Source organism: Methanothermobacter wolfeii (assembly GCF_025397995.1).
GTDB lineage: Archaea > Methanobacteriota > Methanobacteria > Methanobacteriales > Methanothermobacteraceae > Methanothermobacter > Methanothermobacter wolfei.
Window position 1 is genome coordinate 470,723 of sequence record NZ_CP104550.1, and the last position, 25,313, is coordinate 496,035.

At 45.0% G+C, this 25,313-nt stretch carries 35 protein-coding genes; 11 read left to right on the plus strand and 24 right to left on the minus strand.

All coding sequences use genetic code 11. From position 1 onward, the window contains the following. Window positions 1–67: 67 nt before the first annotated feature. The 12 genes from N5910_RS02670 to N5910_RS02730 form a co-directional block, all read right to left on the minus strand. The gene (locus N5910_RS02670; RefSeq protein WP_048060734.1) at window positions 68–304 is read right to left on the minus strand and encodes a hypothetical protein; all 237 of its coding nucleotides are present in this window, start codon (window positions 302–304) and stop codon (window positions 68–70) included. A 94-nt stretch (window positions 305–398) separates the two neighbouring features. After that, entirely contained in the window at window positions 399–776 is a 378-nt protein-coding gene (locus N5910_RS02675) for a hypothetical protein (RefSeq protein WP_238374214.1), read from the minus strand. A 143-nt stretch (window positions 777–919) separates the two neighbouring features. Continuing rightward, window positions 920–1,312, minus strand: coding sequence for a hypothetical protein (locus N5910_RS02680; protein WP_261599731.1), 393 nt, complete (start codon window positions 1,310–1,312; stop codon window positions 920–922). 168 nt (window positions 1,313–1,480) lie between these two features. Then, on the minus strand, window positions 1,481–2,746 hold the full coding sequence (locus N5910_RS02690; RefSeq protein ID WP_390893150.1) for a tetratricopeptide repeat protein: 1,266 nt from the start codon (window positions 2,744–2,746) through the stop codon (window positions 1,481–1,483). After that, complete coding sequence (locus N5910_RS02695; RefSeq protein ID WP_261599732.1) at window positions 2,689–3,378, minus strand: hypothetical protein; 690 nt, start codon at window positions 3,376–3,378, stop codon at window positions 2,689–2,691. The genes N5910_RS02690 and N5910_RS02695 overlap by 58 nt, the downstream gene beginning before the upstream one ends. A 134-nt stretch (window positions 3,379–3,512) precedes the next feature. Next, entirely contained in the window at window positions 3,513–5,228 is a 1,716-nt protein-coding gene (locus N5910_RS02700; protein WP_261599733.1) for a pseudomurein-binding repeat-containing protein, read from the minus strand. Between the two features lie 1,355 nt (window positions 5,229–6,583). Continuing rightward, entirely contained in the window at window positions 6,584–6,796 is a 213-nt protein-coding gene (locus N5910_RS02705) for a hypothetical protein (RefSeq protein ID WP_010875731.1), read from the minus strand. A 178-nt stretch (window positions 6,797–6,974) separates the two neighbouring features. Next, window positions 6,975–7,343, minus strand: a complete 369-nt coding sequence (locus N5910_RS02710) for a hypothetical protein (protein WP_010875732.1) — start codon at window positions 7,341–7,343, stop codon at window positions 6,975–6,977. A 36-nt stretch (window positions 7,344–7,379) separates the two neighbouring features. Beyond that, complete coding sequence (locus N5910_RS02715) at window positions 7,380–7,652, minus strand: hypothetical protein (protein WP_010875733.1); 273 nt, start codon at window positions 7,650–7,652, stop codon at window positions 7,380–7,382. Between the two features lie 60 nt (window positions 7,653–7,712). Then, a complete protein-coding gene (locus N5910_RS02720) occupies window positions 7,713–8,168 on the minus strand; it encodes a hypothetical protein (protein WP_010875734.1) in 456 nt (151 codons plus the stop codon). 36 nt (window positions 8,169–8,204) lie between these two features. Then, the gene (locus N5910_RS02725) at window positions 8,205–9,110 is read right to left on the minus strand and encodes a C39 family peptidase (protein WP_261599734.1); all 906 of its coding nucleotides are present in this window, start codon (window positions 9,108–9,110) and stop codon (window positions 8,205–8,207) included. Between the two features lie 918 nt (window positions 9,111–10,028). Next, the gene (locus N5910_RS02730; RefSeq protein WP_010875739.1) at window positions 10,029–10,340 is read right to left on the minus strand and encodes a DUF2769 domain-containing protein; all 312 of its coding nucleotides are present in this window, start codon (window positions 10,338–10,340) and stop codon (window positions 10,029–10,031) included. A gap of 231 nt (window positions 10,341–10,571) precedes the next feature. On the opposite strand from N5910_RS02730, the gene N5910_RS02735 reads away from it, so the two are divergent. The 3 genes from N5910_RS02735 to N5910_RS02745 are packed head-to-tail and all read left to right on the plus strand — an operon-like array spanning window position 10,572 to window position 13,056. Next, window positions 10,572–12,071 carry a DUF2193 domain-containing protein gene (locus tag N5910_RS02735; protein ID WP_261599735.1) on the plus strand — a complete coding sequence of 500 codons (1,500 nt, stop codon included), beginning with the start codon at window positions 10,572–10,574 and terminating at the stop codon, window positions 12,069–12,071. 30 nt (window positions 12,072–12,101) lie between these two features. Then, a complete protein-coding gene (locus N5910_RS02740) occupies window positions 12,102–12,311 on the plus strand; it encodes a DUF2180 family protein (RefSeq protein WP_261599736.1) in 210 nt (69 codons plus the stop codon). A gap of 1 nt (window position 12,312) precedes the next feature. Further along, window positions 12,313–13,056 carry an MIP/aquaporin family protein gene (locus N5910_RS02745; RefSeq protein ID WP_261599737.1) on the plus strand — a complete coding sequence of 248 codons (744 nt, stop codon included), beginning with the start codon at window positions 12,313–12,315 and terminating at the stop codon, window positions 13,054–13,056. 5 nt (window positions 13,057–13,061) lie between these two features. Here the strand turns inward: N5910_RS02745 and N5910_RS02750 are convergent, their stop codons facing one another. The 4 genes from N5910_RS02750 to N5910_RS02765 form a co-directional block, all read right to left on the minus strand. Further along, complete coding sequence (locus N5910_RS02750) at window positions 13,062–13,301, minus strand: hypothetical protein (RefSeq protein WP_261599738.1); 240 nt, start codon at window positions 13,299–13,301, stop codon at window positions 13,062–13,064. A 192-nt stretch (window positions 13,302–13,493) separates the two neighbouring features. Then, a complete protein-coding gene (locus N5910_RS02755) occupies window positions 13,494–15,353 on the minus strand; it encodes a glutamate synthase-related protein (protein ID WP_261599739.1) in 1,860 nt (619 codons plus the stop codon). Between the two features lie 9 nt (window positions 15,354–15,362). Continuing rightward, a complete protein-coding gene (locus N5910_RS02760; protein ID WP_261599740.1) occupies window positions 15,363–15,896 on the minus strand; it encodes a GltB/FmdC/FwdC-like GXGXG domain-containing protein in 534 nt (177 codons plus the stop codon). Next, a complete protein-coding gene (locus N5910_RS02765) occupies window positions 15,887–16,030 on the minus strand; it encodes a hypothetical protein (RefSeq protein ID WP_261599741.1) in 144 nt (47 codons plus the stop codon). The genes N5910_RS02760 and N5910_RS02765 overlap by 10 nt, the downstream gene beginning before the upstream one ends. A 150-nt stretch (window positions 16,031–16,180) precedes the next feature. Here N5910_RS02765 and N5910_RS02770 point away from each other — a divergent pair, with 150 nt between their 5' ends. Further along, window positions 16,181–16,729 (plus strand): ArsR family transcriptional regulator, encoded by a 549-nt coding sequence (locus N5910_RS02770; RefSeq protein WP_074358618.1) that lies wholly within the window; start codon window positions 16,181–16,183, stop codon window positions 16,727–16,729. Window positions 16,730–16,894: 165 nt separating this feature from the next. Here the strand turns inward: N5910_RS02770 and N5910_RS02775 are convergent, their stop codons facing one another. Further along, a complete protein-coding gene (locus N5910_RS02775) occupies window positions 16,895–17,116 on the minus strand; it encodes a hypothetical protein (RefSeq protein ID WP_074358619.1) in 222 nt (73 codons plus the stop codon). A 104-nt stretch (window positions 17,117–17,220) separates the two neighbouring features. On the opposite strand from N5910_RS02775, the gene N5910_RS02780 reads away from it, so the two are divergent. The 3 genes from N5910_RS02780 (at window position 17,221) to N5910_RS02790 (ending at window position 19,112) form a co-directional block, all read left to right on the plus strand. Continuing rightward, window positions 17,221–17,637, plus strand: a complete 417-nt coding sequence (locus N5910_RS02780; RefSeq protein WP_261599742.1) for a hypothetical protein — start codon at window positions 17,221–17,223, stop codon at window positions 17,635–17,637. A gap of 261 nt (window positions 17,638–17,898) precedes the next feature. Beyond that, window positions 17,899–18,468: a zinc dependent phospholipase C family protein gene (locus tag N5910_RS02785; protein ID WP_074358620.1), complete on the plus strand. Its 570-nt coding sequence runs from the start codon at window positions 17,899–17,901 to the stop codon at window positions 18,466–18,468. 260 nt (window positions 18,469–18,728) lie between these two features. After that, complete coding sequence (locus N5910_RS02790) at window positions 18,729–19,112, plus strand: hypothetical protein (protein ID WP_261599743.1); 384 nt, start codon at window positions 18,729–18,731, stop codon at window positions 19,110–19,112. Between the two features lie 31 nt (window positions 19,113–19,143). Here the strand turns inward: N5910_RS02790 and N5910_RS02795 are convergent, their stop codons facing one another. Both N5910_RS02795 and N5910_RS02800 read right to left on the minus strand, forming a co-directional pair. Next, on the minus strand, window positions 19,144–20,154 hold the full coding sequence (locus N5910_RS02795; protein WP_261599744.1) for a TIGR04083 family peptide-modifying radical SAM enzyme: 1,011 nt from the start codon (window positions 20,152–20,154) through the stop codon (window positions 19,144–19,146). A gap of 8 nt (window positions 20,155–20,162) precedes the next feature. After that, window positions 20,163–20,315, minus strand: coding sequence for a TIGR04165 family Cys-rich peptide (locus N5910_RS02800; protein WP_084531153.1), 153 nt, complete (start codon window positions 20,313–20,315; stop codon window positions 20,163–20,165). Window positions 20,316–20,496: 181 nt separating this feature from the next. Here N5910_RS02800 and N5910_RS02805 point away from each other — a divergent pair, with 181 nt between their 5' ends. Next, complete coding sequence (locus N5910_RS02805; protein WP_074358621.1) at window positions 20,497–21,063, plus strand: SOUL family heme-binding protein; 567 nt, start codon at window positions 20,497–20,499, stop codon at window positions 21,061–21,063. A gap of 53 nt (window positions 21,064–21,116) precedes the next feature. Then, entirely contained in the window at window positions 21,117–21,860 is a 744-nt protein-coding gene (locus N5910_RS02810) for a SagB/ThcOx family dehydrogenase (protein WP_074358622.1), read from the plus strand. 178 nt (window positions 21,861–22,038) lie between these two features. Here N5910_RS02810 and N5910_RS02815 read toward each other — a convergent pair whose 3' ends face one another. From N5910_RS02815 to N5910_RS02825, 3 genes are all read right to left on the minus strand, one after another. Then, window positions 22,039–22,131 (minus strand): hypothetical protein, encoded by a 93-nt coding sequence (locus N5910_RS02815; RefSeq protein WP_074359716.1) that lies wholly within the window; start codon window positions 22,129–22,131, stop codon window positions 22,039–22,041. 125 nt (window positions 22,132–22,256) lie between these two features. After that, window positions 22,257–22,487, minus strand: coding sequence for a hypothetical protein (locus N5910_RS02820; protein WP_238337965.1), 231 nt, complete (start codon window positions 22,485–22,487; stop codon window positions 22,257–22,259). Window positions 22,488–22,522: 35 nt separating this feature from the next. Continuing rightward, entirely contained in the window at window positions 22,523–22,981 is a 459-nt protein-coding gene (locus N5910_RS02825) for a hypothetical protein (RefSeq protein ID WP_074358624.1), read from the minus strand. Between the two features lie 92 nt (window positions 22,982–23,073). Here N5910_RS02825 and N5910_RS02830 point away from each other — a divergent pair, with 92 nt between their 5' ends. After that, window positions 23,074–23,250: a toprim domain-containing protein gene (locus N5910_RS02830; protein WP_261599745.1), complete on the plus strand. Its 177-nt coding sequence runs from the start codon at window positions 23,074–23,076 to the stop codon at window positions 23,248–23,250. A gap of 87 nt (window positions 23,251–23,337) precedes the next feature. On the opposite strand, the gene hisG is transcribed toward N5910_RS02830, so the two are convergent. Both hisG and N5910_RS02840 read right to left on the minus strand, forming a co-directional pair. Then, complete coding sequence (gene hisG, locus N5910_RS02835) at window positions 23,338–24,327, minus strand: ATP phosphoribosyltransferase (protein ID WP_074358625.1); 990 nt, start codon at window positions 24,325–24,327, stop codon at window positions 23,338–23,340. 165 nt (window positions 24,328–24,492) lie between these two features. After that, on the minus strand, window positions 24,493–25,002 hold the full coding sequence (locus tag N5910_RS02840; protein WP_261599746.1) for a nitroreductase family protein: 510 nt from the start codon (window positions 25,000–25,002) through the stop codon (window positions 24,493–24,495). Window positions 25,003–25,087: 85 nt separating this feature from the next. Here N5910_RS02840 and N5910_RS02845 point away from each other — a divergent pair, with 85 nt between their 5' ends. Further along, entirely contained in the window at window positions 25,088–25,312 is a 225-nt protein-coding gene (locus N5910_RS02845) for a TIGR04165 family Cys-rich peptide (RefSeq protein WP_191216406.1), read from the plus strand. Window position 25,313 lies beyond the last annotated feature (1 nt).

The window sequence follows — 25,313 nt, forward strand, 5'->3', positions numbered from 1 at the left end:
TTTTATGTCTATTAAATGAAAAAAACCTTAACATCCCCCTTCATCTTGGCAACATGATAACTCCTCTTTATGTTCCGAATATAATTAATGCAAGGATTATGGCAATCATCCATCTTATTTCTTCTTTTTTTCCCTTCAACTCATCCACGAAGAAGTGCAACCAGAATAAAAGGAAATAAATAAACACGGTTAAAAGGGCCGCTATTGGAACCAAACCATTAAAATGCCTAATCCCAACAAAATATAAAATAATATCAACACAAATAAGAAAATAAACCTTCCCAAACAAAGATTCATAATCCAAAAAAGACCCTTCTCACTAACAATATACTGCTTCATCCCACCGTAGAGTACCATCAGGGTTCTTCGGCATTCCATGTTGTATGCAATGGGATCCTTCATACTGAAGTATTGGATTCTTTGATTAAAAGGGTTGCGACTATCAGAGCAAAAATACCTATTAATATTCTGTCTAAGATTATCATTGTTAAAGCAAAGATGTATGCTAGTATTATGGAGGATTTGGCTAACCATTCCATCTTAAGTTTCCCTATCTTATTTAAGAAGATGAAAGAGATTATGAGGAATGTGAAAGCCCCCACATCCCCCCCAAGGAAAAAAGATCCAATGGCAAGCAACACACCACCTATAACCCCATATAAGAGAAAATCCAACCTCTTTTCCCGTTCTCCTAAACCTCCTAATATCAGTAATATACAACCTATAAATACTAACATAAAAAGTATACAGCCTATGATTATTCTTAAACCTAACATAGAACCACCCATCCTTTTTCTCCAATCACCCCACCACAAATCACCTCAAAGCCAAAACCAAACACAACTTAGTAGATCTGCCACTGAAACCAACACCTAGATAATCAGCACATAAAGCTTATCAATCCAAACAAACCACCACCTTAAATATATACTGCTTCATCCCACCGTAGAGTACCATCAGGGTCCTTCGGTATTTCAATATAGTGTATACAATGATCCTCACCAACATAAGCCCTAAGCTCATAACCATGAGCCCATGTACGATGATATGCAATATATTTCCAATATTCCTCTGGGAGATAATGATCCCTAAAATCGAGTATCCCATTGCCTATAGCCATACACAAACCAACTGGCTGAAGTATTACCCCACCACCAGATTTCGATAATACATATATTACTGCTGGAAGCATATATTCAACAAAATCATTTGAAATGTATGTTTGATGTTCCACTATAAATTCTTTGATGCTACCTGTAATGTTGTTGAGTTTGGAGTCTATGTAGGCTATTGTTGTTGCGTATGCTGCCATGTTAACTCTTATGAGGCCCTGACCCACCAGGCCATAACTGATGATTTCCAAAGGTCATGGGATTGTGTGGGGCGGGTTGTATTGGGCTAATAAGGCCTCTTGAAGGCTTTTCTCGCGTTGTCCTTTAAGCCTTCAAAGGTTTGCTGTGCTGTTATCCTAAGAGTGACTTTAGCCTTTCATTTGGAGTTCTTTCAGGGCTTTTTTGGCTTTTTTGTATTCTGGGTCTATTTTCAGGGCTTTTTTGTAGGATTTTTTGGCTTTTTGGTGTTTTCCAAGTTTTTGTAGTGTTTTTCCTTGCATGTACCATAGTGTTTTGTCTTGGGGGTTTAGTTTGAGGGCTTTCTCGTAGCATTTCAGGGCTTCCTCTGGTTTTTTGAGGTCTTCCAGGATTATACCTTTCCATTCCCATGCATCGGCGAATTCTGGGTTTATTTCAAGGGCTTTTTCAAAACATTCCAGCGCCTCCTCATATTTTCCAAGTTTCCTGAGGAGTACTCCCTTGTTAGCCCATGTTTCGTCGTTTTCTAGGTTTATTTCTAAGGCTTTTTCATAGCATTCCAATGCCTCATCATATCTCTTAAGTTCTTCAAGGACTACTCCTTTGTTGTTCCATGCTTTTGCATTTTTTTGGTTTATTTCTAAGGCTTTTTCATAGCATTCTATTGCTTTTTCAGGTTTACCGATTGTGTCAAGGAGCGCTCCTTTGTTGTTCCATGTTCCATCGTCTTGTGGATCTATTTGTAGTGCCCTTCCATAGCATTCCAATGCCTCATCATATCTCTTAAGTTCTTCAAAAATTAGTGCTTTGTTGTACCATGCCTCTACGAATTCTGCGTTTATCTGTAATGCTTTTTCATAGCATTCCAATGCCTCCTCATATTTTCCGAGACTGCGTAATCCGTTACCTTTATTATACCATGCTTTTGCATTTTTTTGGTTTATTTCTAAGGCTTTTTCATAGCATTCTATTGCTTTTTCAGGTTTACCGATTGTGTCAAGGAGCGCTCCTTTGTTGTTCCATGTTCCATCGTCTTGTGGATCTATTTGTAGTGCCCTTTCATAGCATTCCAATGCCTCATCATATCTCTTAAGTTCTTTAAGGACTACTCCTTTGTTGTTCCATGCTTCTGCTAGTTTTGGATTGTTTTTGAGGATTTTTTCATAACATTTTAAGGCTTTCTCTGGTCTTTTGAGTTTTAGTAGTGTCATTGCATTATAGTGCAAGATTTCCGGGTCGTTTGGACTCGCCTTGAGGGCTTTCCTGAATTCTTTAAGAGCTTCTTTGTATTTTCCCTGTTTTAGGCTTGATCGGCCCCCGCTGAGGTGCCATCCAGCCTTTCCCCTGGCTATCCAATCCTTTATCTTCTTAAGGGGATTCATGCTCCAGCCTCTCTCAACTTCTTTTCCAGGTAGTTTTTGAATCCTAGTATGCATGCCTCTATCGCCTCGCGATTCTCATATGTTAACAGGGCCACAACGCCCATTCCGGTGCCTATTATAGTGCCTCCATGTTTTATGGCGCCCACAACATCCCCATCCTTTAAAGCCTCCTTGAACAGCTCCCATTCATCCCTCATGAATTTACCTAAATTATTTATAGCCCTTTCTATATCGTCGGGATCGCCACCAACACTACCACTGCTAACCGCCCTTAGAGTATCTACGGCTTCTCTATACTCATTTACCATTCTACGGGTCCATCCGTCTGACTGTCTTGATAGTATTTCAAGATAGTTTTGTATTGGTTCTGTGTCTCCTGTTAGTAATGTGTAGGTGATGAATGTTGGCAGACCACCTGGTGTTAGTAGTAGTGTCATTATTGCGGCGTCTTTGATGTATGGTAGCCATTCAGGATGCTCCATGATAATATATGTGGCCAGGGTAACAGCCAAACTCAAACCAAGGGTTTCTGGGGCTGAAAGCACACCCAGTTCAAGCACAGCAGCCTCGGCTGTTGAAACACCAGCAACACCAATAAATTTCCACCAACCACTCCCATTCAAAATTTCATTCCCAAGTTTTTTGGCTAGTTCTGTTTGCTGGTGGTAGTAGCAGTATGCTCCCATGAAAGCATAGATCATGTCCCTTACTATCCCTGTTGCATGGTCTATGATGAGGTATCTTCCCTGCCCGTCACTGATAAGCGTGTAATTCTCGCTTTCGAGGATGTTTAGTGACCCGCCATTGAGGAGTGTTAGGCCTATTCCTGTTGTGGGCGCGCTTGTGGGGTCTGATCCTGGGAAGAGGGCCTCATCACATAGTATTCTATTGGATTTATAGCTGATGTTCTCGCATAATTGAATGCTTTAATGTTTTCAGGTGTGCCTTCTGCTTTCACGGCCATGTTGTGGTTGCATTCGAGGCTTATCCATGTCGCTGGGCTGTGGTCTCCTGCTGAGACCATCACTGGCATGGTCCTGGTCCATGTTACATTATAGCGCGTGGCTGCTTCTTCTGCGATGAGATCGTGGAGGTATATTACTTCAAGGCCTGTTAGGAATGTTCCGTAGGCTGCCTTTAATGGTCCGGGCTCGTATGTCCTGTTTAGCCACTTTTGTAATGTCTGGTTTGTTATCTTCCCTGTGGCGAGGGTGTAGGTTATGATGGCGTCGTAGTTGCTAGCCTCCCAGATGAGAGTGTCGTTTATTATGATATTGGGTCCTGTTTCTCCTGGTGGGTGTATGTATTGGCCGTTTGTGTAGAGTAGGAGGAGTGTTCTTGTTGATTTGTTCCCTGGGAATGTTATATTGGCTATTGTCACCTTTTCCTCGCCGGGATACTCCACACTGACCTGTAAAGGGTCTATGCACTTGTTATAGTTTGTGAGTATGAATGTCTTTTCTGCCTGGGTTAAATTGAAGTTGTTGAGATATTCATTCACTTGAGGTTCTGCTCCGAGCTTTGTGTAAATTTCTATGAGTCTGTTCAGGCCAGCTATGACTTGCCAGACTATTTCTCTTTGACTCTGGCTGTTAGCCTGGTAGAATGGGTTAGTGACCTCGGCTAGTTTGTATGCTATGCCATCCTCCACAAGGAATATTGTTTCATTGAATAGGCCCGAAGATATAGCCCCTATACTAATCCATTTAACCGTGTCATTGAGCGGAATTTTAAATGTTAAATTTAGGGGCTTCCCAGAGGATGTTGCCGTGGAATTAACATGGACCGTTGCAAGCATAACCTCCAATGTCATAGTCTTCGTGTCTGTTATGCCATAGCCTTGGACTGTTAGGGTTGCTTTGTAGGTTCCTGGTTTGTAGGCGTGTACTGGATTCTTCTGGGTGCTTGTGCTTTGGTCTCCGAAGTCCCATTTGTAGTATTGTATTGTCCCTGTACTTTTATCCTGGAACTGGACATTATAGCCTTGTATTGTGTAGGTGTAGTCTGCCCTTGGCCTTGTCAGGGTTCCGGCCTTACCTGTAACATATTCTACTGTTACATAGTTTGGTAGTCTTCCTGTGCTGTTGTAGAAGTTTATTATCCTTGCATTGGCATATATTAGGCTTTCTGGGCGGACTTGTCCAATGGCTGTGCTGGCATAATTCGGCGACCTCCCATAGGATTCCATGAAAGCCTTAACATTCTTTGCCACCTGCAAGTATCCTGCTTTTTGGAGTGTTCCTGTTCCTGTTCCACTTGGACTGGGCGGGGAGGCCATACTATTGAATGACAAGCCAACTCTCCTACCCTGATCAAGGTTTATGATGGTCGAGGATGAGGCGTAGAGGTAGTCGTCTGCCGACACATTCTTACCGTTAATCACAACCTGTGATGGTATTTTCCCATTTTGTGCAGTGTAGTTTCCGATCAGCTTTGAAACGTCACAAATCTCATCATAGGATAAACTCACAGCTGAAGAACTGCCCAAAAGACAGAAACAAGAGAGGATTGCCAGAAGAAACAATAACCTCCTCATAACAAACCACCACAAAAATATGATATACATTATAGTATAAAAAGATTACTATCTCTTTTAGGGACGAAAAATATAAATATGAGGATTTTGGGGGTTGTTTTATTTGTAATGTTGCATGATCATGTTCTCCCTTCATTTTTTTCTGGTGTTCCTTAACATAATTGCCTCTGCTAATCTGTACGTTGTTGTTCCATTTTTTTACCTGCAGCCCCTGTAACTGTAATACCGACTCCAGAAACAGCTCACCCCAAGGATTCCAACCTAAATAGCTTCCAGATCATTAAATACTCCTAAAGCTATAACACCAAAGCCCAGCAGGTTGAAAAAGTGAAATAATTTTTCATATCTAAAAAAATCAAAGTTTTGATGTTATGAGGTATCATTCCTATAAATAGGCACAACCACTCCAAATTGCTAATATGCCTCTTCAAGTGTGTAGCCCAACCACCAGGCAACCATGCAAGCATCAGAAACAAACCTATTATACAACCCCAACTAAAGTGCCGCCAATTACATATTTTCCAACTTTATGCCAAATTAAGTTTATATATGTCAAAAGTTTATTTCCTTCTTTGTTGATCAAATGTAAGTAAAATTAACGCCGCTATAGCCACTACAGTCATAATAGTTCTTAGTGATAATGGCTGTTGGGTTAATACTACTATATAAAAAAATAAAGCCAAAAATATTGTGTAAAACAAGAGTTTTAATCTTCTTCCAGGACTATTATAAATACTTTGAAGTCTGATGTATCCATAGAAAGTTAGTATCATTAACATGAACATTAACAATCTTAACTCTAAATATTGGAAAAAATTAAATTCTATGTATAAAAAAATGCCAAAAAATACCACGCACAAAAGTAATGTTATTCTTTTTTCATTTTTTTCACTTATCTCAAACATACTTCTTCCACTCCCTAAAATTAAAATAATAATTAGGTATATGTCCACCATCCCTCATTAACATGCGCTGTTCCTATAGTACCTAAGTAAGCTGTCCCTAATAAACCAAAAAACTTACCCACTGGATGATCTGTGTAACCTAGCGTCACACAAACCCAGGCACACCCATAGTAGACTCTCCACCAGTTAAACTCCTTACCATGCCATTTACCCTTCTTCTTCAACCGGTACTTCCAGTTTTTACCAATGATCTTTTGCATTTCCTCTCTGCTTAGGACTTTTTATCTGCTATGTTCGCGATTTGATCTCTATCCGTGCTTATATGGTCTTTTGCCTTTGACGTTCTTGCATCTCCCCTAATTTTACTGGTCGTTGATTCTATTAGCTTTTGGATCCCCCTCTTTTGTGCTTGTCAATGTAAAGGTCCGATAGGAAATGCTGGTTGGAGGGTCAAGATGCTTTTGGTTTAATCTTCGCGAATAATCCCAGTGTCATCAATATTAGTGTTATGAAGAAGGATCCGAGGCAAAGGCATATTAGCCAGAAGGGGCTGAGGCCACCTAATAATGTCCCCGCGGGGCCTTTGACCACAAACTCCACCAGATTCATAATACATAATGTTAGGGCCACCACTATCATATTAACATTTTCTTCCCCTTTCATGCTGAAATGCGCTATAAAATATCCGGTCAGGACAAAATGTCATCCTAATTCACCTTTGAATAGCAAAGTATTCTCCTCTCATAATGTGGACTATAAAATATGCCAACCATATCTCCACTCAAACTGTGGGAATAATGTACAGTTATCCCAGTAGATTCCCAATCCTCAATGGGGGGTCCTAAGTCTCTTTGTTTTTAGTGGCGGTTCTTAGGAAAGTTTTCAGTTGAGGCGCGTTGATTAGGAAGAGTGTTGTCAGTAATCCGATGGCTACATACCAGTTTAAGGTGTTTAATGCTGGTTGAAGTACCAGTATGATGTAGAGGAAGAGTGCTGTGAGGACCGTCTCAACAAAAACTTTAAGCTGCCATTTATTGTGTCGATTTGAAGTTCTATAACCATAGAGGGAGAGCATGGCAAGCATCATCAGAAAAACCATTAACTCCGAGGCTCCATGGACATCAAACACATAAAGGAATGAAATTACCATAAAAACCGTGAATATGCCTAAAAAATATCTCAAATCTCTATTCCTCCTTTCATCAGACATTATAAAAACCTCCTGAATAAGAAAAATGGTGGTACTTTAATACCACCACCCACAATGTGTACGATAATAACGCCCTTCTGAGGGTTCAAACATGAGATAAAGGGCGCCAGCTTTGCCCCATGGGCCACCGTACACTGTCCCCGCAACAGCAGCCCAGTAATAAACTTTCCACCAGTTAAACTCCTTACCATGCCATTTACCCTTCTTCTTCAACCGGTACTTCCAGTTTTTACCAATGATCTTTTGCATTTCCTCTGTGCTGAGGGGTTCTATTCGCTGTGTTCTCCGCGGTTTTGTTGTAACATCCATGTTTATTCATCTTAGATGTTTAAGATCTGGGCTTCCATTTTGTTTTTTGTTCGCTGTATTTTAATAATGCTTTTGATGGCTTTTCTCAGTCTTTGGATCAGTTACTGGTCTTTTGATGATTAGCACTGTAAAGACGATATATGCGGCGGCGGTTACTGTAAGCGCGACGCATGTGGCCCCCACAACATTTTTGTTGATGGGTGTTTTTGTGAGGATGGCATTTGTTAAACCTATGAGGTTGAATCCCAGTGTGAACAGCGCGCTGATCAGTAGTGTCCTGGTAAGGCAATGATCATAGCATCCACCAAGACCTTTGATAACCCTATTCAAACCGGTCATGTACAGTATAACCATGACATCTAAAATGAGGATATAAGCTGCTGAATTAATAGCGTTTCCTGAGACAATATAGAAGAATGGGGCCAGCTCATCCCCCTGCATCCACCCTGATAAAACTACAGCCGCGCTTATGGCAAAAACCGCCAGCAACGTTAATATAAACATTTTATCTTTCATAATTTTTCTCCTCTTTTAAAATAATTGGTTGGATGGTTAGTATTCTACATAATGTATACAGTGATCACGCCCCAAGTATGCTTTCACTCTTTTATTTGGCGGGTGATATGCACAGTATTTCCAGTACTTTCGCGGCACATACTTATCCCTGACAGTGACTATTATATTACCCAAACCATATAATGTAATAGGAAGCCACCACAACTTGCCTCTAATGTTCTGCATTTCCTCTGTGCTGAGGATTTTAGCTGAGTCTGTGCCTTGTATTGGCTGATCTGTTGAGATATTCATTGGATTCATTTCATGTTCTGTCTGGTTGTCTGATGCCGTTCTGTTTTCCATTGCTTCTGTGTTATCACTGCTCTTGATTATGAGGGCGTATCCTGTGTAGATTTCTTGGAATTCTTCCAGTGACATTTCTATGTTTCCCATGGTGGGGTCTGCTAGTTTAACGGTTTCATTGTTGACTTCCCTGATGAGGGTGTAGTGTCCCACACCATCACTCATTGTATATGCGATCATGTTCTCGTGGAGTTCTGTGATGTTCAGTTTCATGCCTGTCATGTTAACGCCCTTGGCCTTTGCCGCCTCCAGGAGGCCCTGCATTGTTGTTCCGTCTTCTGTGGTGCCGGCGAGGTCTGCGAGTTCATCCTCGGTTGTGTTTATTCCAAGTTTCTGGAGTAGTGTGGCGAGTGCTGCCGGTCCGCAGGTGTAGTTCCTGGTCTGCAGGACCACGCCGGTGGTATCTGCTGTGATGTTATCGTCTATAGTGAACTCTGCTGGATCCGTGAAGTTCTCTTCCAAGTTATCTGCTGTGGATAAGTCCATGGGATTCGTGGAGTTACTGCTGTTATCCCGTGGGGTTTGTGCGGCCGCAGCAGCGTTAAAAGATACTGCGAGTGTTAAGAGGATCAGCAAACCCAAAAGACACGACTTTCTCATCCACTATTCACCACATATCAGGTTGATAATAAATCTATAAGAAAAACTCATATATATATTACGGTGCTATGTTAATGTATTAATCACATAAAAGGAGGCCTTTAAACATCACTCAGCTCGCCTCCGAGGTAATAGTAGCAAATAAGGAAAGATGGAGGGGGAAACAGGAGATTTCAATGAATTATTGGATGCTTAACACTATTAAAGAATCCATTTGCATGATGCTGTATTTAAGTTGGTATGACCTCCAAAATCAGATATGCCCATTACAAGTGTGGTGACGATTGGCTGCTTTAGCGTTCTTCACGATATTGATGGAGGTTGCCATGAAAAATGGATATGATAGTCAGTACACACACCGAAATGTCGAGTAACCAGGATCTCACCTCCAGGACACCATCCAGTATTGTTCTCATCATTATGAAGATGACGGCTATAATGCCTGGGGATATTTCAAGTTTATGGGATGATTCATAGAATTACATATACTGCAGCAATTATGCAAGAGTAGCCATAAATATGGTGAATGATTGGGGCTTCTTATTTTTCATTGTCATCATCTTTAGTAGAGTTGAGGATTATTTTCCCCAGTATCCATCATATATCTCTGATACCTTTTTTATGAGGTAAGAACCTGTGAGCAGGCCTCCTGCAGTGTTTAAATGTCATTCCTGCCTTTAAGAGTGTTATACAAGGTTCCGATGCCACTGATAATCTCCATGCAACCCTCTCTGATTTTGCCACAGTCTGGTTTGGGATTTCTGTCTACTTTATATGTGCTTCCATCCATGCACGTATATGGGGTATCCTTTCCCGTCCAATTTATATGTGACTTCATACTTGTAGAATGTTATTACTCTATTTCCATGTCGTTCGCTCTATTTTCTGATAAGGCGTTTTTTGATTATCTTGTAGCCTTTACCTCGATATCTTTTTGATACAGAAATAGTCAGACACATCACTTTCAGATAATATGTGCTCCTTCCATACCTCACACCCACTGCAGAGGCACTCTTCATGTGGATCTATATCCCTGCAAATGGCCCTTCCTGTGGAACAGTAGACCCCTGGAACCCTGTCTGTGTCCATGCGCATGGCGCTGTCAAGGTCCTGCTGGGTTATGAGTAGCATTATCTTCTTCTTATCCCTCACGCACCGACTTTCCCTCTGGACGGGACACTCAAGACAGAGGCACCTTCTGATGTTCTCCATGCTGAAGTCAACCTGCATGTCATCACCACAGTGGATATATGTACCTGCAGGTACTTCACATTTGCCACATGAACAGAAAAATTTTAATTAATAATCATTATAAATTGAAGTTTTTTTAGAAAATAGCTGCTATTTAAAGCTTTTGTCTTGTAACATTTAGAAACTGATATTAATGTAGATGACCTATTTAATATTGGTGGAATCTGTGTACCCTTCTAAGGGCAGGGCAGTTCTACCGAAGGTGATCTAATGGCTGAGTTGTACGAAAAAATGGTAAAAGAGGCCATGATGGCCCAGAAAGCCGATGTGGAGACCATAAAAAAGAACAGGGGAAAAGAGTTTAAAATAAGGGATACGAAGGCCTACCTGGACGTTGTGCAGGAAATGAAGGCTGCAGGAGACCAGAGCGAGGCGGTGATAAACCTGCACAAAAACTCAGTGAAGGCCCACTATGAGATACTGGACAGCCTTACAGACACCATAAGACCAGAGGACGACCCCTTCGTCGAACACTACCAGACACCTGTGGTCCTCGAGATACTGAGGGACGAGGACAGCGACTTTGAGAAGAGCCTTGAGGCATTCATAGATGCAATAGGAAGGGCAGAGGCCCTCATAGGAAGGGAGGCAATAAGAAGGTACGGAGGATTCTATGGCCCAACATGTGTGGTTGACTTCGCCCTCATGCCCGGTAGCACAAGCAACGTGGTGAACAGGATCCTCAGGGAGACAGACATACCCGAAATGCACAAGCAGGCGATCCTCTCAGCAAAATCATGGGGTATGAACACCTCCTATGGTATCGGAGAGGTATTCGCAAATGAAATTGAAAACGGGGCAACCGCTGCAGAGGCAGCAGAGAAGGAAATAGAGATGGTGAAATACATCTACCAGGAACCTGTTGAAGCCCAGGCAAAGCTCATGGACGATCATGGTCATGAATCCTTTGATGTAAGGGAGTACATGTCCCGCTACAGGAAGGAGATGGAAGGAACTGTTAAGGTCGCAATTGATGACGGCGTACACTACGGCAACATACTCACGGTACCTGCATACTGCGTTGGTGACATATCACACCACATAGCCCAGTCCACCTACAACATGTGCAAGGATGATGTGGTCATGGCCATAATCGAGGCAACCACCGATGTCATGGAGAGCACCCTCAACAGCGCAGTATCATCATTTAAGAGTGAATATGACGTGCTGAGCCTTGCAACGGGATCATCAGCATGCGCCGTTGAGTACATACTTGAACTTGACGGTTTCAATGCCATAGGAGTCGTTGACCTTCTCACAAAGAGGTTCCACAACTATGTCCAGCTCTACCCAACAAGGGGTGCTGCAGCTGAACTCCACAACAGTGACTTCATGGACATGATATACCGTGGATGGACACACCTGGATAGGGCAAGGAGAATGCTTAACGGAGCAGAGGGTCCGCTTGAACCCATGGTCGGTGACTACAAGGTTGACCTCTCACCGATACACGAAAACGAGGTTATAATGAACCCTCAGCGCTACACATACCCTGCCTGCGCAATAACAGTGAGGTTCTCAGCCCTGATGAGACTTGCTGACTATCCATGTCTCCTCACAAGTGAACCGGTCACAGCAACCCTGATGACCAACATAATTGCACTCCACAAGGAGAGTGCAGCATCACCGGCAAGGACATGCAAGAACTGCGCAGGAGCAGCTCTCGTGGACTTCAGACACAACCACTGCCAGTGGAGAGAAGCTGTATAGCTTCCACAATCAATTTTTTCTGGTGATTATATGAAATGCTATGTCTGCGCGGAGCAGGGAAAGGATACCGATGCTGTTGCAATATGCATAGTCTGCGGTATGGGTCTCTGCACCGAGCACGCAATAAGGGAGGAGATTGAGATCTGGAGTGGAGGTTATCCCTTCCCCTCAGAGAAGGTCAAGGGCACACTTCCAAGGATACTCTGTCCCTACTGTTATAACGTGATGAAGGAGGACTAGGATGGTATCCCTTACAAAGAGGTGCATCGCCGAGTTTATAGGCACCTTCTTCCTTGTATTCTTCGGTGCCGGCTCAGCAGCAATAACCCTGATGATAGCATCCGGCGGCACGGCCCCGAACCCCTTCAACATCGGCATCGGCCTGCTGGGCGGACTCGGTGACTGGGTTGCAGTGGGCCTTGCATTCGGTTTTGCAATAGCTGCAAGCATATATGCCATGGGTAACATCTCGGGGTGCCATATAAACCCTGCGGTGACCATCGGCCTCTGGTCGGTCAGGAAGTTTCCGGGAAGGGATGTTGTGCCCTATATAATCGCACAGCTCATGGGAGCAGCCTTCGGTAGCTTCATATTCCTCCAATGTGCGGGTCCGGCAGCAGCCACAGTCGGAGGGCTAGGTGCAACAGCACCGTTCCCGGGAATCAGCTACTGGCAGGCACTCCTTGCAGAGATAGTGGGAACATTCCTTCTCATGATCACAATAATGGGCATCGCCGTGGATGAGAGGACCCCAAAGGGCTTTGCAGGGATCATAATAGGCCTCACGGTTGCAGGTATAATCACGACCCTGGGTAACATCAGCGGAAGTTCACTGAACCCGGCCCGTACCTTCGGACCATACCTCAATGACATGATATTTGCAGGTACAAACCTCTGGAAGTACTTCCCCATCTACGTCATAGGACCCATAGCTGGAGCGGTCCTGGCAGCCATGACCTACGTGTACCTGACATCAGAACCCTAAATATTTTATTTTTTCACGGCCTCCGTTCCCATTCCCTCCAGGAAAAGGGAGAGGATGAACGTCATGGCAATACCATTGCTGTAGTTACATTGATGAGAAAGCGCCAGCGCCGCCGAGTTACTGTTCAGGCATGATGATGGCCTGAATTGATGGGAAAGCAAATACTGAACCGATATGCCCTGCCCTTTCTCTGCTCCCTGGAGGAAAGGTGTCCCTATGGATGCGGTTTCAAAATGGTTTATCATAAAACTCCACTAATATCACGGATAACCATCACAAGCCCATCAGACTTGTTTCAAAATGCTTTATCATAAAACTCCACTCTAGAAAATACGCTGCTGAACCAATGCCATGAGACATGGATAAGCCCTTAAAATAAAATTTGATTTGTGGTTTCTATTTGCAGAAGATTTCAGAGGCGGAAAAATGGTGTTGAATCACTGGTTTATGAGTTTTAAACCAGTGATGGCTGCCGTGTTGGTGTCAAGTGCACGGAGGTCCTCTGGACTGAACTTCCGTATGTCGTCGTGTCCTGCAAGCTGGGCAAGCATCTTGGCCTCCTCAGTCATGGACTTTATGTAATTTGCAACCCTCCTTGCTGCAAGGTCAACGTCCATGCGTTTCCTGAGGACAGGGTCCTGGGTTGCAACACCAACGGGGCACTTGCCTGTGTAGCACATGCGGCATGCCCTGCAGCCCATGGCAATCATCGCACCGGTACCTATGTATACGGCATCGGCACCCATGGCCATTGCCTTGGCAACATCTGCACCGCTCCTTATACCTCCGGTTATTATGAGGTCCACCTCTTCCTTGAGTCCGATGTCATTGAGGCCGTTAACTGCCTGTACAAGGGCTGCGAGTGTTGGTACACCGGTATGTTCAATCACGACCTCTGGAGCAGCACCGGTACCTCCCTCCATACCGTCAACGGATATTATATCTGCACCGGCTTCTGCAGCGATCTGAACGTCCTCATATACACGGCCGGGTCCCAGCTTCACAACAATCGGAACCCTCCAGTCTGTGACCTCCCTGATGAGTTCTATATGCTTTGCAAGGTCACCCTCCCTTGTGGCGTCAAGGAAACGTGCCGGGCTGAGGGCGTCTGTACCCTCGGGGATCCTACGGATCCTGGCAACTTCAGGGCTCACCTTTTCTGCAAGGAGGTGACCCCCCATCCCTGGCTTCGCCCCCTGTCCGATTTTAACCTCAATGGCATCCCCGACGTTCAGGTAGTCAGAGGACACACCGAACCTTCCACTGGAGTACTGCACCATGAGCTTGTCTGCAAGCTCCCTTTCCTCTGGAAGCATTCCACCTTCACCCGTGTTTGCACAGGAACCAACCATGGCCGAACCCTTGGCCATCGCCAGTTTACTCTCCTTGCTGAGGGCACCGAAGGACATACCCGCAATCAGTACCGGGGTCTGGAGTACCAGCGGTTCCTCGGCATACCTGTCACCCAGGACGACGCTGGTGTTACATGGTTCCCTGTACTTGTCCACCGGTGGGATTGATGCCTGTGCTGGGAGGATAATGATGTTATCAAAGTTAGGGAGCCTCCTCTCGGTACCGAAACCCCTCAGGACGTACTTTCCTGCCTTGGATGTGTACCTGATATCCGCGATTGTCCTGGGGTCCCAGATGCTTCCGGCCCCTGTGGGCAGGAGTACCGGACAGGCAGCAAGGCATGATCCGCACATTATACACCTTGTCTTATCTATCTTAGGACTGTTATCAACGATTTCTATGGCGTCTGTTGGGCATACGATTTCACAGGTCCCGCAGAACACACAGAGGCCCTGTGTTGCAGCTGCAAGGTCTGATGATGGTGATGATGGTGTGATTGAACTGGAACCCGGTGTTTTAACTTCAAAGCCCCTCTGGATGTCGCTCACATAGTCCATGACGTCCATGGCTTCAAGGCAGCCCTTTTCACATGCAGCCACACATGCAGGGGTGTCGCCGGGGTTCTGGATGCACTGCTGGTCACACTTAACCATACCATCCTCTGTGTAGGTTATCGCTCCAATTGGACACATGAGCATGCATAGCTTGCAGCCAACACAGGATTCCTGGTCAATACTCACGGTGCCGTTTTCCCTCTTTATGGCGTCCCTGAAGCAGCCCCTTGCACAGGATGGGTCAATGCACTGCTGGCAGACAATTGCATGGTATCCGCTGTCCATCTTGTTCAGGAACAGGGCGCTCTTTCCAAGGACCTTTTCACAGGATTCTATGCACTCGTTACATCCATCACATTTTTCAGGTTCTGTTAAGAGTATCTGCACCATTTAAACCACCTATCCATAGAAGGGACGTATCTCCTTTCTCTGTATCTTTTTGAATTCTTCTGGTGAGGCATCCACGGAATACTGATTGAAGAGTGCTGAAAGTTTATCAACGTCCTCCTTTTCAGGTTCAACAACCTTTGCATTTGTCCCTGTTTCAAAGTCTCCGGCCACGTATATGTTCCCGCCGATTATCCAGTCACCAAGGTCTTTACCGGCGTCACCTGTTATTATAAGGTCCCCGCTCAGCATGTAGAGGCCTGCAAGGTCTCCTATGTCACCTTCGATGATTATCACACCACCCTTGTTTAGCTGACCGATGCCGTCTCCGGCGTCTCCATGGACCACTATTGTTCCATTGTAGGTACCGAAGCCAACACCGTCATCGGCGTTTCCATGGACCACTATTTCACCGGAGGTCATGTTGTTACCAACGTATCTACCGGTTTTCCCGTGGATCTCTATCCTTGGACCGTGGTTGAGGGCTCCCACGAAGTCACCGAACCTTCCATTGAGGATGAATTCTGCTTCCTCCCTTATGCCCACAACGATGAATCAAGCTCAGCGTTGCTCTCTATGCTGAACCGTCTTATGTTCTCGTTGAGGGCTTCCTTTATCTTTCTGTTGATGTCCCTTGTTGATAGGTCATCACCGGCAATTTTCAATTCCTGAACAGTCATCTAACATCCCCTGTTATTTTTGCTCTTTAATGAAACATCTTCAAATCATCATAATTTAAGGATTCCCATTTCTGAAAACATGGGGTATAAGGATAAATATGATAAAGAGAATATTATACATTATAATGAGAATAGTCTATGGTGGTTATAATGAAGACCCTTGTAAGTAACCTGCGGGGAAGGTGCCTCTTTGATGCTGCAATGAAGACCCAGATCGATGGCCTGATATCTGTCCAGTCTGAAAATTTCAATGATTCATGCCTTGAGAAGTTCATAAAGGGAGGTGTGATTGTAATTGGCACACAGAACCCTGTTAAAGCGGCTAAAAAGATTTCTGAAGTTATCAGGGGCGCTAAAAAACATGGGGAGGTTTATGTGGCGGCTGATGGAAGCGGTCTCGGTAGCATCCTTTCGTTTATAGGCTACAGGGAATGTGTCGACGCTGTTTACACATGCTTTGCTGACTCTGCAGTGAGAATGCCGCCCCTGAAGCTCGATATATCTGATACTAAACTTAGGATACTTGAGGCCCTTGAAAATGAAAGCCTGAATGCGGTCCTGATATCAAGGGAAGTTGGAATTTCAAGGGCAATGGTCTACAAACACCTTGCGGGGCTAATTGAGATGGGACTTGTAAAGCAGTCAGAGATGTTTGACAGGTATTTCATTACGGATGCAGGTAAACTTGTAATAATATGAACACTTCCAGGGGAGTGAAAGAATGCCTGCCAGCATATGATTAGAGGTTTTCTGTCCGGTTACTGCAGTTATTAAAGGATTCCAGAGCTTTCATAACCTCTGGAGTGCGATTTTTCCAGGTAAAAAAGAATTTAATGCTGGGGAATTAAGTTAAAAATGAAGGGTTCATTCCATAGGGTACCCGACCCTCAGCCTGTAGGATGCCTTTTCACTTATAAGGACGGTGCCGGGTACAAAGAAGTCATCGAATTCAGCCACCTTTCGCTTCATGCACGGCTTCAAATCCTCCTTGTTTGCATAGGAGGCGCATTCATCCCCTTCGATTATCCCCTTCCTGACAAGTTCAATGTACCTCATCTTAATGGTTTCATCATCAAGCACACCCATCAAAATCACCAATATTTACTATAATCTGGATACATATATAGTTTTTGTATCATAAACCCAGAACCCTATAAGTATTTATACAACCTTCGACAATACTATATACAATGTTCAGAAAGAATTCTTCAGGATTCTGTCTGAAAAAACTTAAGGGGCCTGAAATGTTTAAAAAACCTTTAAAGTATAATAAAACTGAAACCGGAAAAAGACTTAAGGGGCCTGAAATGTTTAAAAAACCTTTAAACTACAATAAGATGGATTCAGAATACCTTAATATTTTAGGAACAGTTACAGAACACCTCAGGAGCAGGGGATACGATGTGAAGATAAATAACGGCAAGAAGAAAATAAGGCCAAGAACCCTTAAGGGGTTCATGCCTGATGTCCACGCATTAAATGGTGCTGATGAGATAATAGTTGAGATCCTGACTGATGATCCTGATATGAGAAAATGGAAAAGATTCGCAAGCACCGATGGAAAAAGATTCTGGATCATAGCCCCCAGAGGTCAGTTGATTCAGTAAGGACACGTATAGAGGCCTTTGGAGTTGCCGCAGAGGTCTACAGATGCAACGGTAACATGAAACTTGAACGTATTTTATGATGTATGTGCACATGGATTCATATAACTCCAGTAACATGAACGTATTTTTTCAACTTTCGCCGTGGAAAGAAGACATTCAGTATAACTGTTAAGACCTGGAACGTATTATCACACATAGATTTATATAACCGAAGAGCCAACTCTTTTTAAAATAATTTTTATTAAATTCACTGAGGTTAAGATGAGATTCATCATTCTAGCCGCAGTCCTTATTCTTGCAGCGTCCCAGATTCAGGGTGCACATGCATGGTCCATAAAAAATCACCATGAAATCGCAGAGAGCGTCTACCATGCAATGCCTGAAGATGTAAGGTCAAAGCTCAGCCTTGATGAGATGAAGAACGGTGCAGATGACCCCGACACAGTATTCTTTGATTTTAAATACCACACCTATCCCTACACTACCCAGAAGGCCAGTTTCTGGTTAAACCAGGGAAAAATCAGTTACGAGTCAGGCAACTACAGGTATGCCAGCTACTGTTTTGGTGTTGCAAGCCACTACATATCCGATGGCGTATGCGGTCCCCACACATCAGGCGGGTCCAGTCGCTACTTCCACACCCTCTATGAACTGAGGGCGATGATGATCAAACCAGGAATGGCTTACACCGAGGGCGAAACTCATGAAGAGGCAGCCATTCTCTGGAGGAAATGGGTCCTTGAGGGTGATGACAGATACATCAGCGATGCCCTGGACATGGCATGCGGCCTGTCATACAGGGAGATAATGAACTCTATCGGATACTTCTAGCTTTTGAGTTATTCTTGGTTCATATAGTCCCTTTTTAATTTATAATCAACCGAAGGTTGAGGAGATCCAGTCTCCTGTGTAATGTGTTATTATTATCAGGATGATGGCCATTACCAGGTGCTCACCAAGGACCCGGATCACAGGGGCGTTCTGCGAACGGGCAATATGAACACTTAGAACACCCAGAAGGACCAATCCCCAGATTACAGATACAATAATGGCAGCATGAAGGGCCAGGAGAAGGACAGGGATAATGAAGGTTGATTGCAAAGAAGAACTTTGTTACAAAGGTTGCGATGGTGGACTCCCAGACCTCCAGGTGTGTATGTTTATCCTCGGCCTCCTCAGCAATGTGTATTCCAAGGGCATCTGAGAAGGCATCCGCTACTGCTACCGTCAGAACCCCTCCGATAACCGCAAGTCTTGAATGGGTTCCTGAGTGCAGTCCAACCATAAGGCCAAGGGTTGTTATTATGGCCGAGGTGAGACCAAAAACTGAAACCTGTTTTAAGGGAATGCCTCATATCAAGGGCTTCCTTTTTTTTGATTTTAAGACCCTTATTTCATCATTATATCGAGGACCCCATGTCCTCTCTTCTTTTTCTCTCCTCCAAGGATCCCTGACTCAAGAAATTCCCGGTTAGCCCTCCTGTTGATTTCGGTGAAGATCATCCTCTAGGCCTCGCACTGGTGGTCAACACCATCAATCCTCATCCTCCCGTCCTCTATGGTCACGGCATTGTAGGGGCAGCCGCCAAGACAGAACCTGTAGAACTCGCAGTCCCCGCATTCCTCATCAACAAGCCCCCTCCATTGATAAAGGGATTTAAGGGCTTCACTTTCCTCCAGTTCCTCCATGGAGGGCCTGTCAGACACGTTACCCATTATGTACTCCTTCATCCCAACAAAGCGGTAGCAGGGGTATATGTCGCCGTATGGGTCCACCGCGAAGGTGTTGCCGATGCAGTCTGCATGGGTGCATACGACTCCGCGCCTTAAGAAGGAACTCTTGGCAAAATGGTCAATGTTCTGTATCTCAATCTCATGGAAGTGTTCAAGGTACTCATCAAGGAGGTAGAGGAGAAGTTCACCGTACTCCTCTGCACCTATAGCCCACTCCTCAGGATCCTCACTTTTAAGGGAGGGGAGGGCCGGGTGGAGCTTCATGTTCATCCGGTTCTCAAGGAAGAAGTTGAAGACCTCCTCCTTCCTCTTTATTGAATAGGATGTGAATGTGCTTATGAAGCTGACCTTCAGGCCGTGCCTCTTTGCTATTTCATAGCCCCTCATGGTCTTCTTAAAGTATCCTTCACCCCTCTGGAAGTCGTTGAGCTCTTCAGGTCCGTCAAGACTTGAACCTATGGGTATGCTGTACTCTGCAAAGAGTTCTGCCAGTTCATCTGTCATGAGCCAGAGGTTCGTCTGTATGGCGAAGGCAGGTCTTAGAAATGAGAGCTCCTCTGATATGAGCCTGAGGGCCTCACGGTAGAAATCGTAACCTACAAGGAGGGGTTCCCCTCCATGGAAGGTGAAGGTTGCAGGTTCATCCCTGAATCCACGGAGCCATTCAACGGTATCCCTTATGGTTTCAATGTCCATGACCTTTGAGTCACGGTCCACGCCCCAGCAGTAACTGCAGTCGGAGGGGCAGTTCATGGATGGGATGATCATAACATGAAACGCCATGGGATCACCTAATCTGCAGTCTCAAAGACATGGCCGCACTTTTCACAGACGATCTCCTTCATGGATGTCCTGGATTTATGTTCATCCATGAATCTCCTCTTAACAACCTTGTCCCGGCACCCGCAGACAGGACATTCTGCCAGAATTTCCTCTAAATTCATTTTCAGACCTCTATTATCTCCTCAACAACGTAACCGCCTCCACATGGACACTCCTCTATCCTGTCACCCATATGGTAGGGTGTTTTGCCATGCAGAGATCACAGTATGCATGCACTATCCACATCATGTAACTAGATATATGGGGAGGGATATATAAAATATCATAATGGGGGGCTGTATCTTGACCGAGAGTCCGGATTATCATGTTGAAGTGAAGGATGGAGAATTTGAAGTAAGACTCTACCCTGGATACATACTGGCCCAGGTTGATGTTGAGGGGGATTTCAGGGATGCCCTGCTGAAGGGTTTTTCAATACTTGCAGATTACATATTCGGGAACAACAGGAGGAAGGAGGAACTCCCTATGACATCACCGGTGACCATTGTTGAGAGGGGCTCCTCTGAGAGGATACCCATGGCAGTCCCTGTTACAGAGGAGGTCCCTGATGATGTGGAGGAGGGCACCTACAGGATATCATTTACCATGCCATCAAAATATACCCTTGAAACACTCCCGGAACCGGTGGATGATCGTATAAGCTTCAGGGAGGAGAGGAATCAGCGCATGGCAGCCTACAGGTTTTCAGGCAGGGTTAACAGCAGGATGGCACGGGAGAAGATAGCTGAACTCAGGGAGTGGCTCAGGAAAAATTCCATTGAGCCAGGGTCAAGATTCATAGTGGCGCAGTACAACCACCCTGCTGTACCAGGGTTTATGAGGAAAAATGAGATCCTTGTAAAGGTTTAGTCAGACATGGATCAATTTGAGAGTCCCTGCATGTTGACTGGAGGTGACTTGACTTGAATGAAATTGAAAGGAACCGCTACTTCCTCAAGGACAGTATAAGGAAAAGAATAGATTTCTCAAGGACGCCACAGAGCATGGGTGTTGAGGCACCACCATTTGAAAAACCGGTGCCATCCGATGCAGAGCTTATCGATCTCCCGGTCCGTGACTGGGCCGAGGTCATTGACGTTAACATCGTAAGCTGCATAAGGAACAGGATGAGCAGAAGAAGCTACAGGGACGCCCCAGTATCCCTTGAGGAACTCTCATTCCTTCTATGGGCAACACAGGGGATAAGGATGGTATCCGGTAACACGGCCTTCAGGAACGTGCCTTCTGCGGGATGCAGACACACCTTCGAAACCTACCTTGCAGTCTTCAATGTTGATGGACTGGATCAGGGACTTTACAGGTACATCCCATCAACACACAGGTTGATGGTTGAATACCGTGATGAAGGGCTCTCAGAGAGGATAATTGAGGCTTCCTTCCATCAGAGGTTCACGGGTGAATCTGCTGTCACATTCATATGGACCACCGTACCCTACCGGATGGAGTGGAGGTATGGCCTTGCAGCCCACAGGGTGATACTCATGGACGCGGGTCACGTCTGCCAGAACCTCTACCTTGCATGTGAGGCCATAGGGGTGGGTACATGTGCTGTTGGAGCCTATGACCAGGAGTACCTTGATGAGGTCCTTGGCGTTGACGGTGATGACGAGTTTGCCATCTACATGGCCCCTGTTGGCAGGGTATAACATGAAATGGATTTTTTCCTTGGGGAGATAGTGTCTCATGGGATTCAGCAGTCTAAAAAAATGAAAATAAAGAATTTGGATTTTTACTGAAGATGGGAGCTGCATCCTCTTATGGGACGTGTGGGTTTTTACAATCCCAGAGTACATCTTGAGGAGCGTCCTGTAGCCCATTACCTTTTCACCGAGCTTTATGTAGCGGGGGGGCCCTGAGATACCTCCTCATGTAACTGTTAATGTTTCTTGCAATGCTTCGGTATTCCTTTCTTGAGATGTAACCCCCTGAAGGTGGTTTTTACACGGGGGTTAAGGGGTCCTTTAACATTCAGGGGCCTTATGGGTCCGTTCATATATTCTGTGACCATGAGGAGGAATTTATGGGGGCTGTAGCCATAGTAACTACTCTTCAGTTTCTTCCGGAACGGATTGTCCTGTATATCCATCAGCCACCACAGCCATCCTTGCAGGGTCAACGCTGTGGTATGCTATCAGCTGGGTGTTATAGAACCTTCCATTGCATGATGTAATTGCAGGCTTCTCGTAGAGTATCCTGATTATCTCAGATGCTATGAACCGGCACTTATCCTCCCAGGACCCATGAGGACAGTCAACATTGGGCTGTATTATCATCACACCTGCAGATGTAAGGAACCTGTAGGGGTCCTTTATACCTGCAAAGTACTTGTTTGAGAAGTTATCATCCCATGCCCTTCTAATGAAAGGGGTTTTTTTAAGGTCGAGGCTGCTGTATTGATGAATATGACGCCCTTTGAGGATACGCTGGCAAGCTTAGCAACCTCCATCATTGCCCCTGGACAGGAGGCTGCAAGATAAATCGCCACGCCATTATCAGGTGCACTGGACACGGCTCTTCCCCATTCACCAGGCTTCGGGGCGAGGGGGTCCACTTTGACAGTGTGCTCGCTCTGTTTTTCTATGGATTCAGCTATGATGTTGAGGCTTTCAACGTCACATGTTTTATTACAGGATATGCAGTCTGAGGTGAGGAATATCTCCGTTGCGCTGACATCACCTATCGCCACTGAAAAAATTAATATACCAGCTGCAAGAAGAAAAATTTTGTTCAGCTGCAAGCTATCAGCTGAACTGATATTATCTTTCATAATTCTAAAATAGTTTTTCAGAAAATGTTATATAAGATGAGGGTCTACATTTAAGTCCAGATTTTTTTCTGATCTACTGGAATGGTGATAATTTGGTTCCTGAGATAGAACAGAAGTGCATGATATGTGGTGAACCATGGATTGATGGAAACGAGATATGTCCCCACTGTGGGAGCAAGAACAAGACAGCAAGTTTAGACTCTGAGGAGGACCTTGAACTGCTGAGGTCACTCAACAGCATCCTCAAAAAAGAGAGGGCTTCAGAGTAAATTTTTTATTTTATACACCTTTTAATGAAAAATTTTCAATTGAGGGTGGGGATCTGTAAGTTCAGCACATCCACACCCCATATTTAACTATTCTATGTACTGTTTCACGTTTTCCCTGACTATGGCCGATGCACCGAATCCCTTTATCTCTTCGAGCATCTCAGGAAATCTGTTCTTTTCTATGAGGACGTTTATCTGTGAGAATTCACTGCCACTTACAACTGTTGGTTCGTCTGAACAGTAACCCTTAGATACAAGGAATTCAGCCACATCACCGGCCCTGTGGTTTGCTATGTTGAACTTAACATCAAAGTACTTCCGGGCTTTGGTCGCCCCGTAGAGCTGCTTGAATATCATCTTGGCTTTCTCCAGTTTTTCACCGGTGCATGATGGACCAGCATACAGGCCTGCGCTTGACTCCATTATGGTGTCTATTATCTTGAGACCCGCCTTTCGTAGGCTGCTGCCTGTCTGGGTGTTGTCCACTATGAGGTCGGCGCCCTTGGCGATGTAGACCTCGGTTGCACCGTCTGAGTTTATTATCTGGACCATCTCATTGTCACCGTCCCGGAGTCCCCTTATCTGAACCACGGGGATGCTGTCACCGAAGACCTCCCTGTAGCCGGGGTTCTTCATGAAGAAGTCCCTTGTCAGGTTGGGGTACTCTGTGAAGCAGAGTATCGGGGTTTCACGTTCCCTGTTTTCCAGGAAGAAATCCTCGAGGGAACTGTAGGGGTCGTCCATGGGCACGGCAACTATGAGCCTTGTCTGGCCATAGTCAAGGTCACCTATCTTTTTTATGCTTTCATCACCACTGTTTATGGACTCTTCCCGGACCCAGTCCTCTCCTATTATTGCAATATCAAGCATCCCGCGGTTCAGTTCAACGGGGGCGCTCTGGGGCCTTGTAAGATAGGCCTTTATCTCGGGGTCATTTGTTATCTCAATCTCGTTCTCCTCACGGCCGGGCTCATATCCCTTAACTTCATAGCCGGCGTCTGTGAAGAGCCTGTAGGTGTTACCCCTGTTAACATTATTCAAACTACCCTTTGGCAATCCTAGAATTATCTTCTTCATAATTTCACCTGATGTGCTGAATTATCCTACTTCTTTTTCAAATCTCTTGCGGTCCCTTTTTAACCTGCCGACCACTGAATCTGTGCAGATATCAGATACCATTATGGGTCATTTGAGGTTTCTTTATCTATCATATTCCATGATCATCTAAAGCTTGGAGTTTAACTACCATTTTTCATGGTGTATTCTGTCGGGGTCGAAGAGGTCCCTTTTACCCGGGTCTTCTGCAGGGTATCCGATGGGTATTACTGAGAAGGGGATGATATGGTCCGGTATCCCGAAGAGCTTCCTTATACCCTCAACACGGTCCTCAAGGGGGTATACTCCTGTCCATACTGCTCCAAGTCCCAGGGAGTGGGCTGCAAGGAGGATGTTCTGTGATGCGATTGAGCAGTCCTGTACCCAGAAACCAGGGAACCTTTCAAGCCTTGTATCGCAGCATACTATTATTGCAACCGGTGCGTCCTTCACCATTGCACCGTAGGGGTGCACCTCCGGGATCTTCCTGAGCATCTCCTTATCCCTTACCACCAGGAAGTGCCAGGGCCGCTGGTCCACTGCTGATGGTCCACACATCCCAGCCTCAAGGACCCTTTGCAGGAGTTCATCGGGCACATCCCTTTCCTGGTACTTCCTTATGCTGCGTCTTGTCTTTATGGCTTCAAGGACTTCCATATCTATCACCGTAGTGTTATCTGTATGTGAACCTTTATATGATGGAAGGTACATATTGTTTTATAGAATACGAACAGGTGATGTTATGAGGGTCGAGGATCTGAAGAAACCATGCCCTGAGTGCGGAGCTGTGGATAAGGATGTTTCAACAGTTAAATACCCGCAGAAAAAGGAGAAGCTTAAAGAAGCAGGGATACCTGAGGACCAGGAAATCGTAGGCGCCATAAAGTGCAGTAACTGTGGATACGTCTTTGAGTACTGTGCCGGAGGCACCTGCAAAATAGAGGTCAGGAAGGTTTCCCTTGACTGAG

Bases quoted from the DNA above. Each gene is read 5' to 3' on its own strand.
- N5910_RS02675 (WP_238374214.1), bottom strand. From the start codon at position 776: ATGTTAGGTTTAAGAATAATCATAGGCTGTATACTTTTTATGTTAGTA.
- N5910_RS02680 (WP_261599731.1), bottom strand. From the start codon at position 1,312: ATGGCAGCATACGCAACAACAATAGCCTACATAGACTCCAAACTCAAC.
- N5910_RS02690 (WP_390893150.1), bottom strand. From the start codon at position 2,746: ATGCATACTAGGATTCAAAAACTACCTGGAAAAGAAGTTGAGAGAGGC.
- N5910_RS02695 (WP_261599732.1), bottom strand. From the start codon at position 3,378: ATGGGAGCATACTGCTACTACCACCAGCAAACAGAACTAGCCAAAAAA.
- N5910_RS02700 (WP_261599733.1), bottom strand. From the start codon at position 5,228: ATGAGGAGGTTATTGTTTCTTCTGGCAATCCTCTCTTGTTTCTGTCTT.
- N5910_RS02705 (WP_010875731.1), bottom strand. From the start codon at position 6,796: ATGAAAGGGGAAGAAAATGTTAATATGATAGTGGTGGCCCTAACATTA.
- N5910_RS02710 (WP_010875732.1), bottom strand. From the start codon at position 7,343: ATGTCTGATGAAAGGAGGAATAGAGATTTGAGATATTTTTTAGGCATA.
- N5910_RS02715 (WP_010875733.1), bottom strand. From the start codon at position 7,652: ATGGATGTTACAACAAAACCGCGGAGAACACAGCGAATAGAACCCCTC.
- N5910_RS02720 (WP_010875734.1), bottom strand. From the start codon at position 8,168: ATGAAAGATAAAATGTTTATATTAACGTTGCTGGCGGTTTTTGCCATA.
- N5910_RS02725 (WP_261599734.1), bottom strand. From the start codon at position 9,110: ATGAGAAAGTCGTGTCTTTTGGGTTTGCTGATCCTCTTAACACTCGCA.
- N5910_RS02730 (WP_010875739.1), bottom strand. From the start codon at position 10,340: ATGCAGGTTGACTTCAGCATGGAGAACATCAGAAGGTGCCTCTGTCTT.
- N5910_RS02735 (WP_261599735.1), top strand. From the start codon at position 10,572: ATGGCTGAGTTGTACGAAAAAATGGTAAAAGAGGCCATGATGGCCCAG.
- N5910_RS02740 (WP_261599736.1), top strand. From the start codon at position 12,102: ATGAAATGCTATGTCTGCGCGGAGCAGGGAAAGGATACCGATGCTGTT.
- N5910_RS02745 (WP_261599737.1), top strand. From the start codon at position 12,313: ATGGTATCCCTTACAAAGAGGTGCATCGCCGAGTTTATAGGCACCTTC.
- N5910_RS02750 (WP_261599738.1), bottom strand. From the start codon at position 13,301: ATGATAAACCATTTTGAAACCGCATCCATAGGGACACCTTTCCTCCAG.
- N5910_RS02755 (WP_261599739.1), bottom strand. From the start codon at position 15,353: ATGGTGCAGATACTCTTAACAGAACCTGAAAAATGTGATGGATGTAAC.
- N5910_RS02765 (WP_261599741.1), bottom strand. From the start codon at position 16,030: ATGACTGTTCAGGAATTGAAAATTGCCGGTGATGACCTATCAACAAGG.
- N5910_RS02770 (WP_074358618.1), top strand. From the start codon at position 16,181: ATGAAGACCCTTGTAAGTAACCTGCGGGGAAGGTGCCTCTTTGATGCT.
- N5910_RS02775 (WP_074358619.1), bottom strand. From the start codon at position 17,116: ATGGGTGTGCTTGATGATGAAACCATTAAGATGAGGTACATTGAACTT.
- N5910_RS02780 (WP_261599742.1), top strand. From the start codon at position 17,221: ATGTTCAGAAAGAATTCTTCAGGATTCTGTCTGAAAAAACTTAAGGGG.
- N5910_RS02785 (WP_074358620.1), top strand. From the start codon at position 17,899: ATGAGATTCATCATTCTAGCCGCAGTCCTTATTCTTGCAGCGTCCCAG.
- N5910_RS02795 (WP_261599744.1), bottom strand. From the start codon at position 20,154: ATGGCGTTTCATGTTATGATCATCCCATCCATGAACTGCCCCTCCGAC.
- N5910_RS02800 (WP_084531153.1), bottom strand. From the start codon at position 20,315: ATGAATTTAGAGGAAATTCTGGCAGAATGTCCTGTCTGCGGGTGCCGG.
- N5910_RS02820 (WP_238337965.1), bottom strand. From the start codon at position 22,487: ATGATAATACAGCCCAATGTTGACTGTCCTCATGGGTCCTGGGAGGAT.
- N5910_RS02825 (WP_074358624.1), bottom strand. From the start codon at position 22,981: ATGAAAGATAATATCAGTTCAGCTGATAGCTTGCAGCTGAACAAAATT.
- hisG (WP_074358625.1), bottom strand. From the start codon at position 24,327: ATGAAGAAGATAATTCTAGGATTGCCAAAGGGTAGTTTGAATAATGTT.
- N5910_RS02840 (WP_261599746.1), bottom strand. From the start codon at position 25,002: ATGGAAGTCCTTGAAGCCATAAAGACAAGACGCAGCATAAGGAAGTAC.
- N5910_RS02845 (WP_191216406.1), top strand. From the start codon at position 25,088: ATGAGGGTCGAGGATCTGAAGAAACCATGCCCTGAGTGCGGAGCTGTG.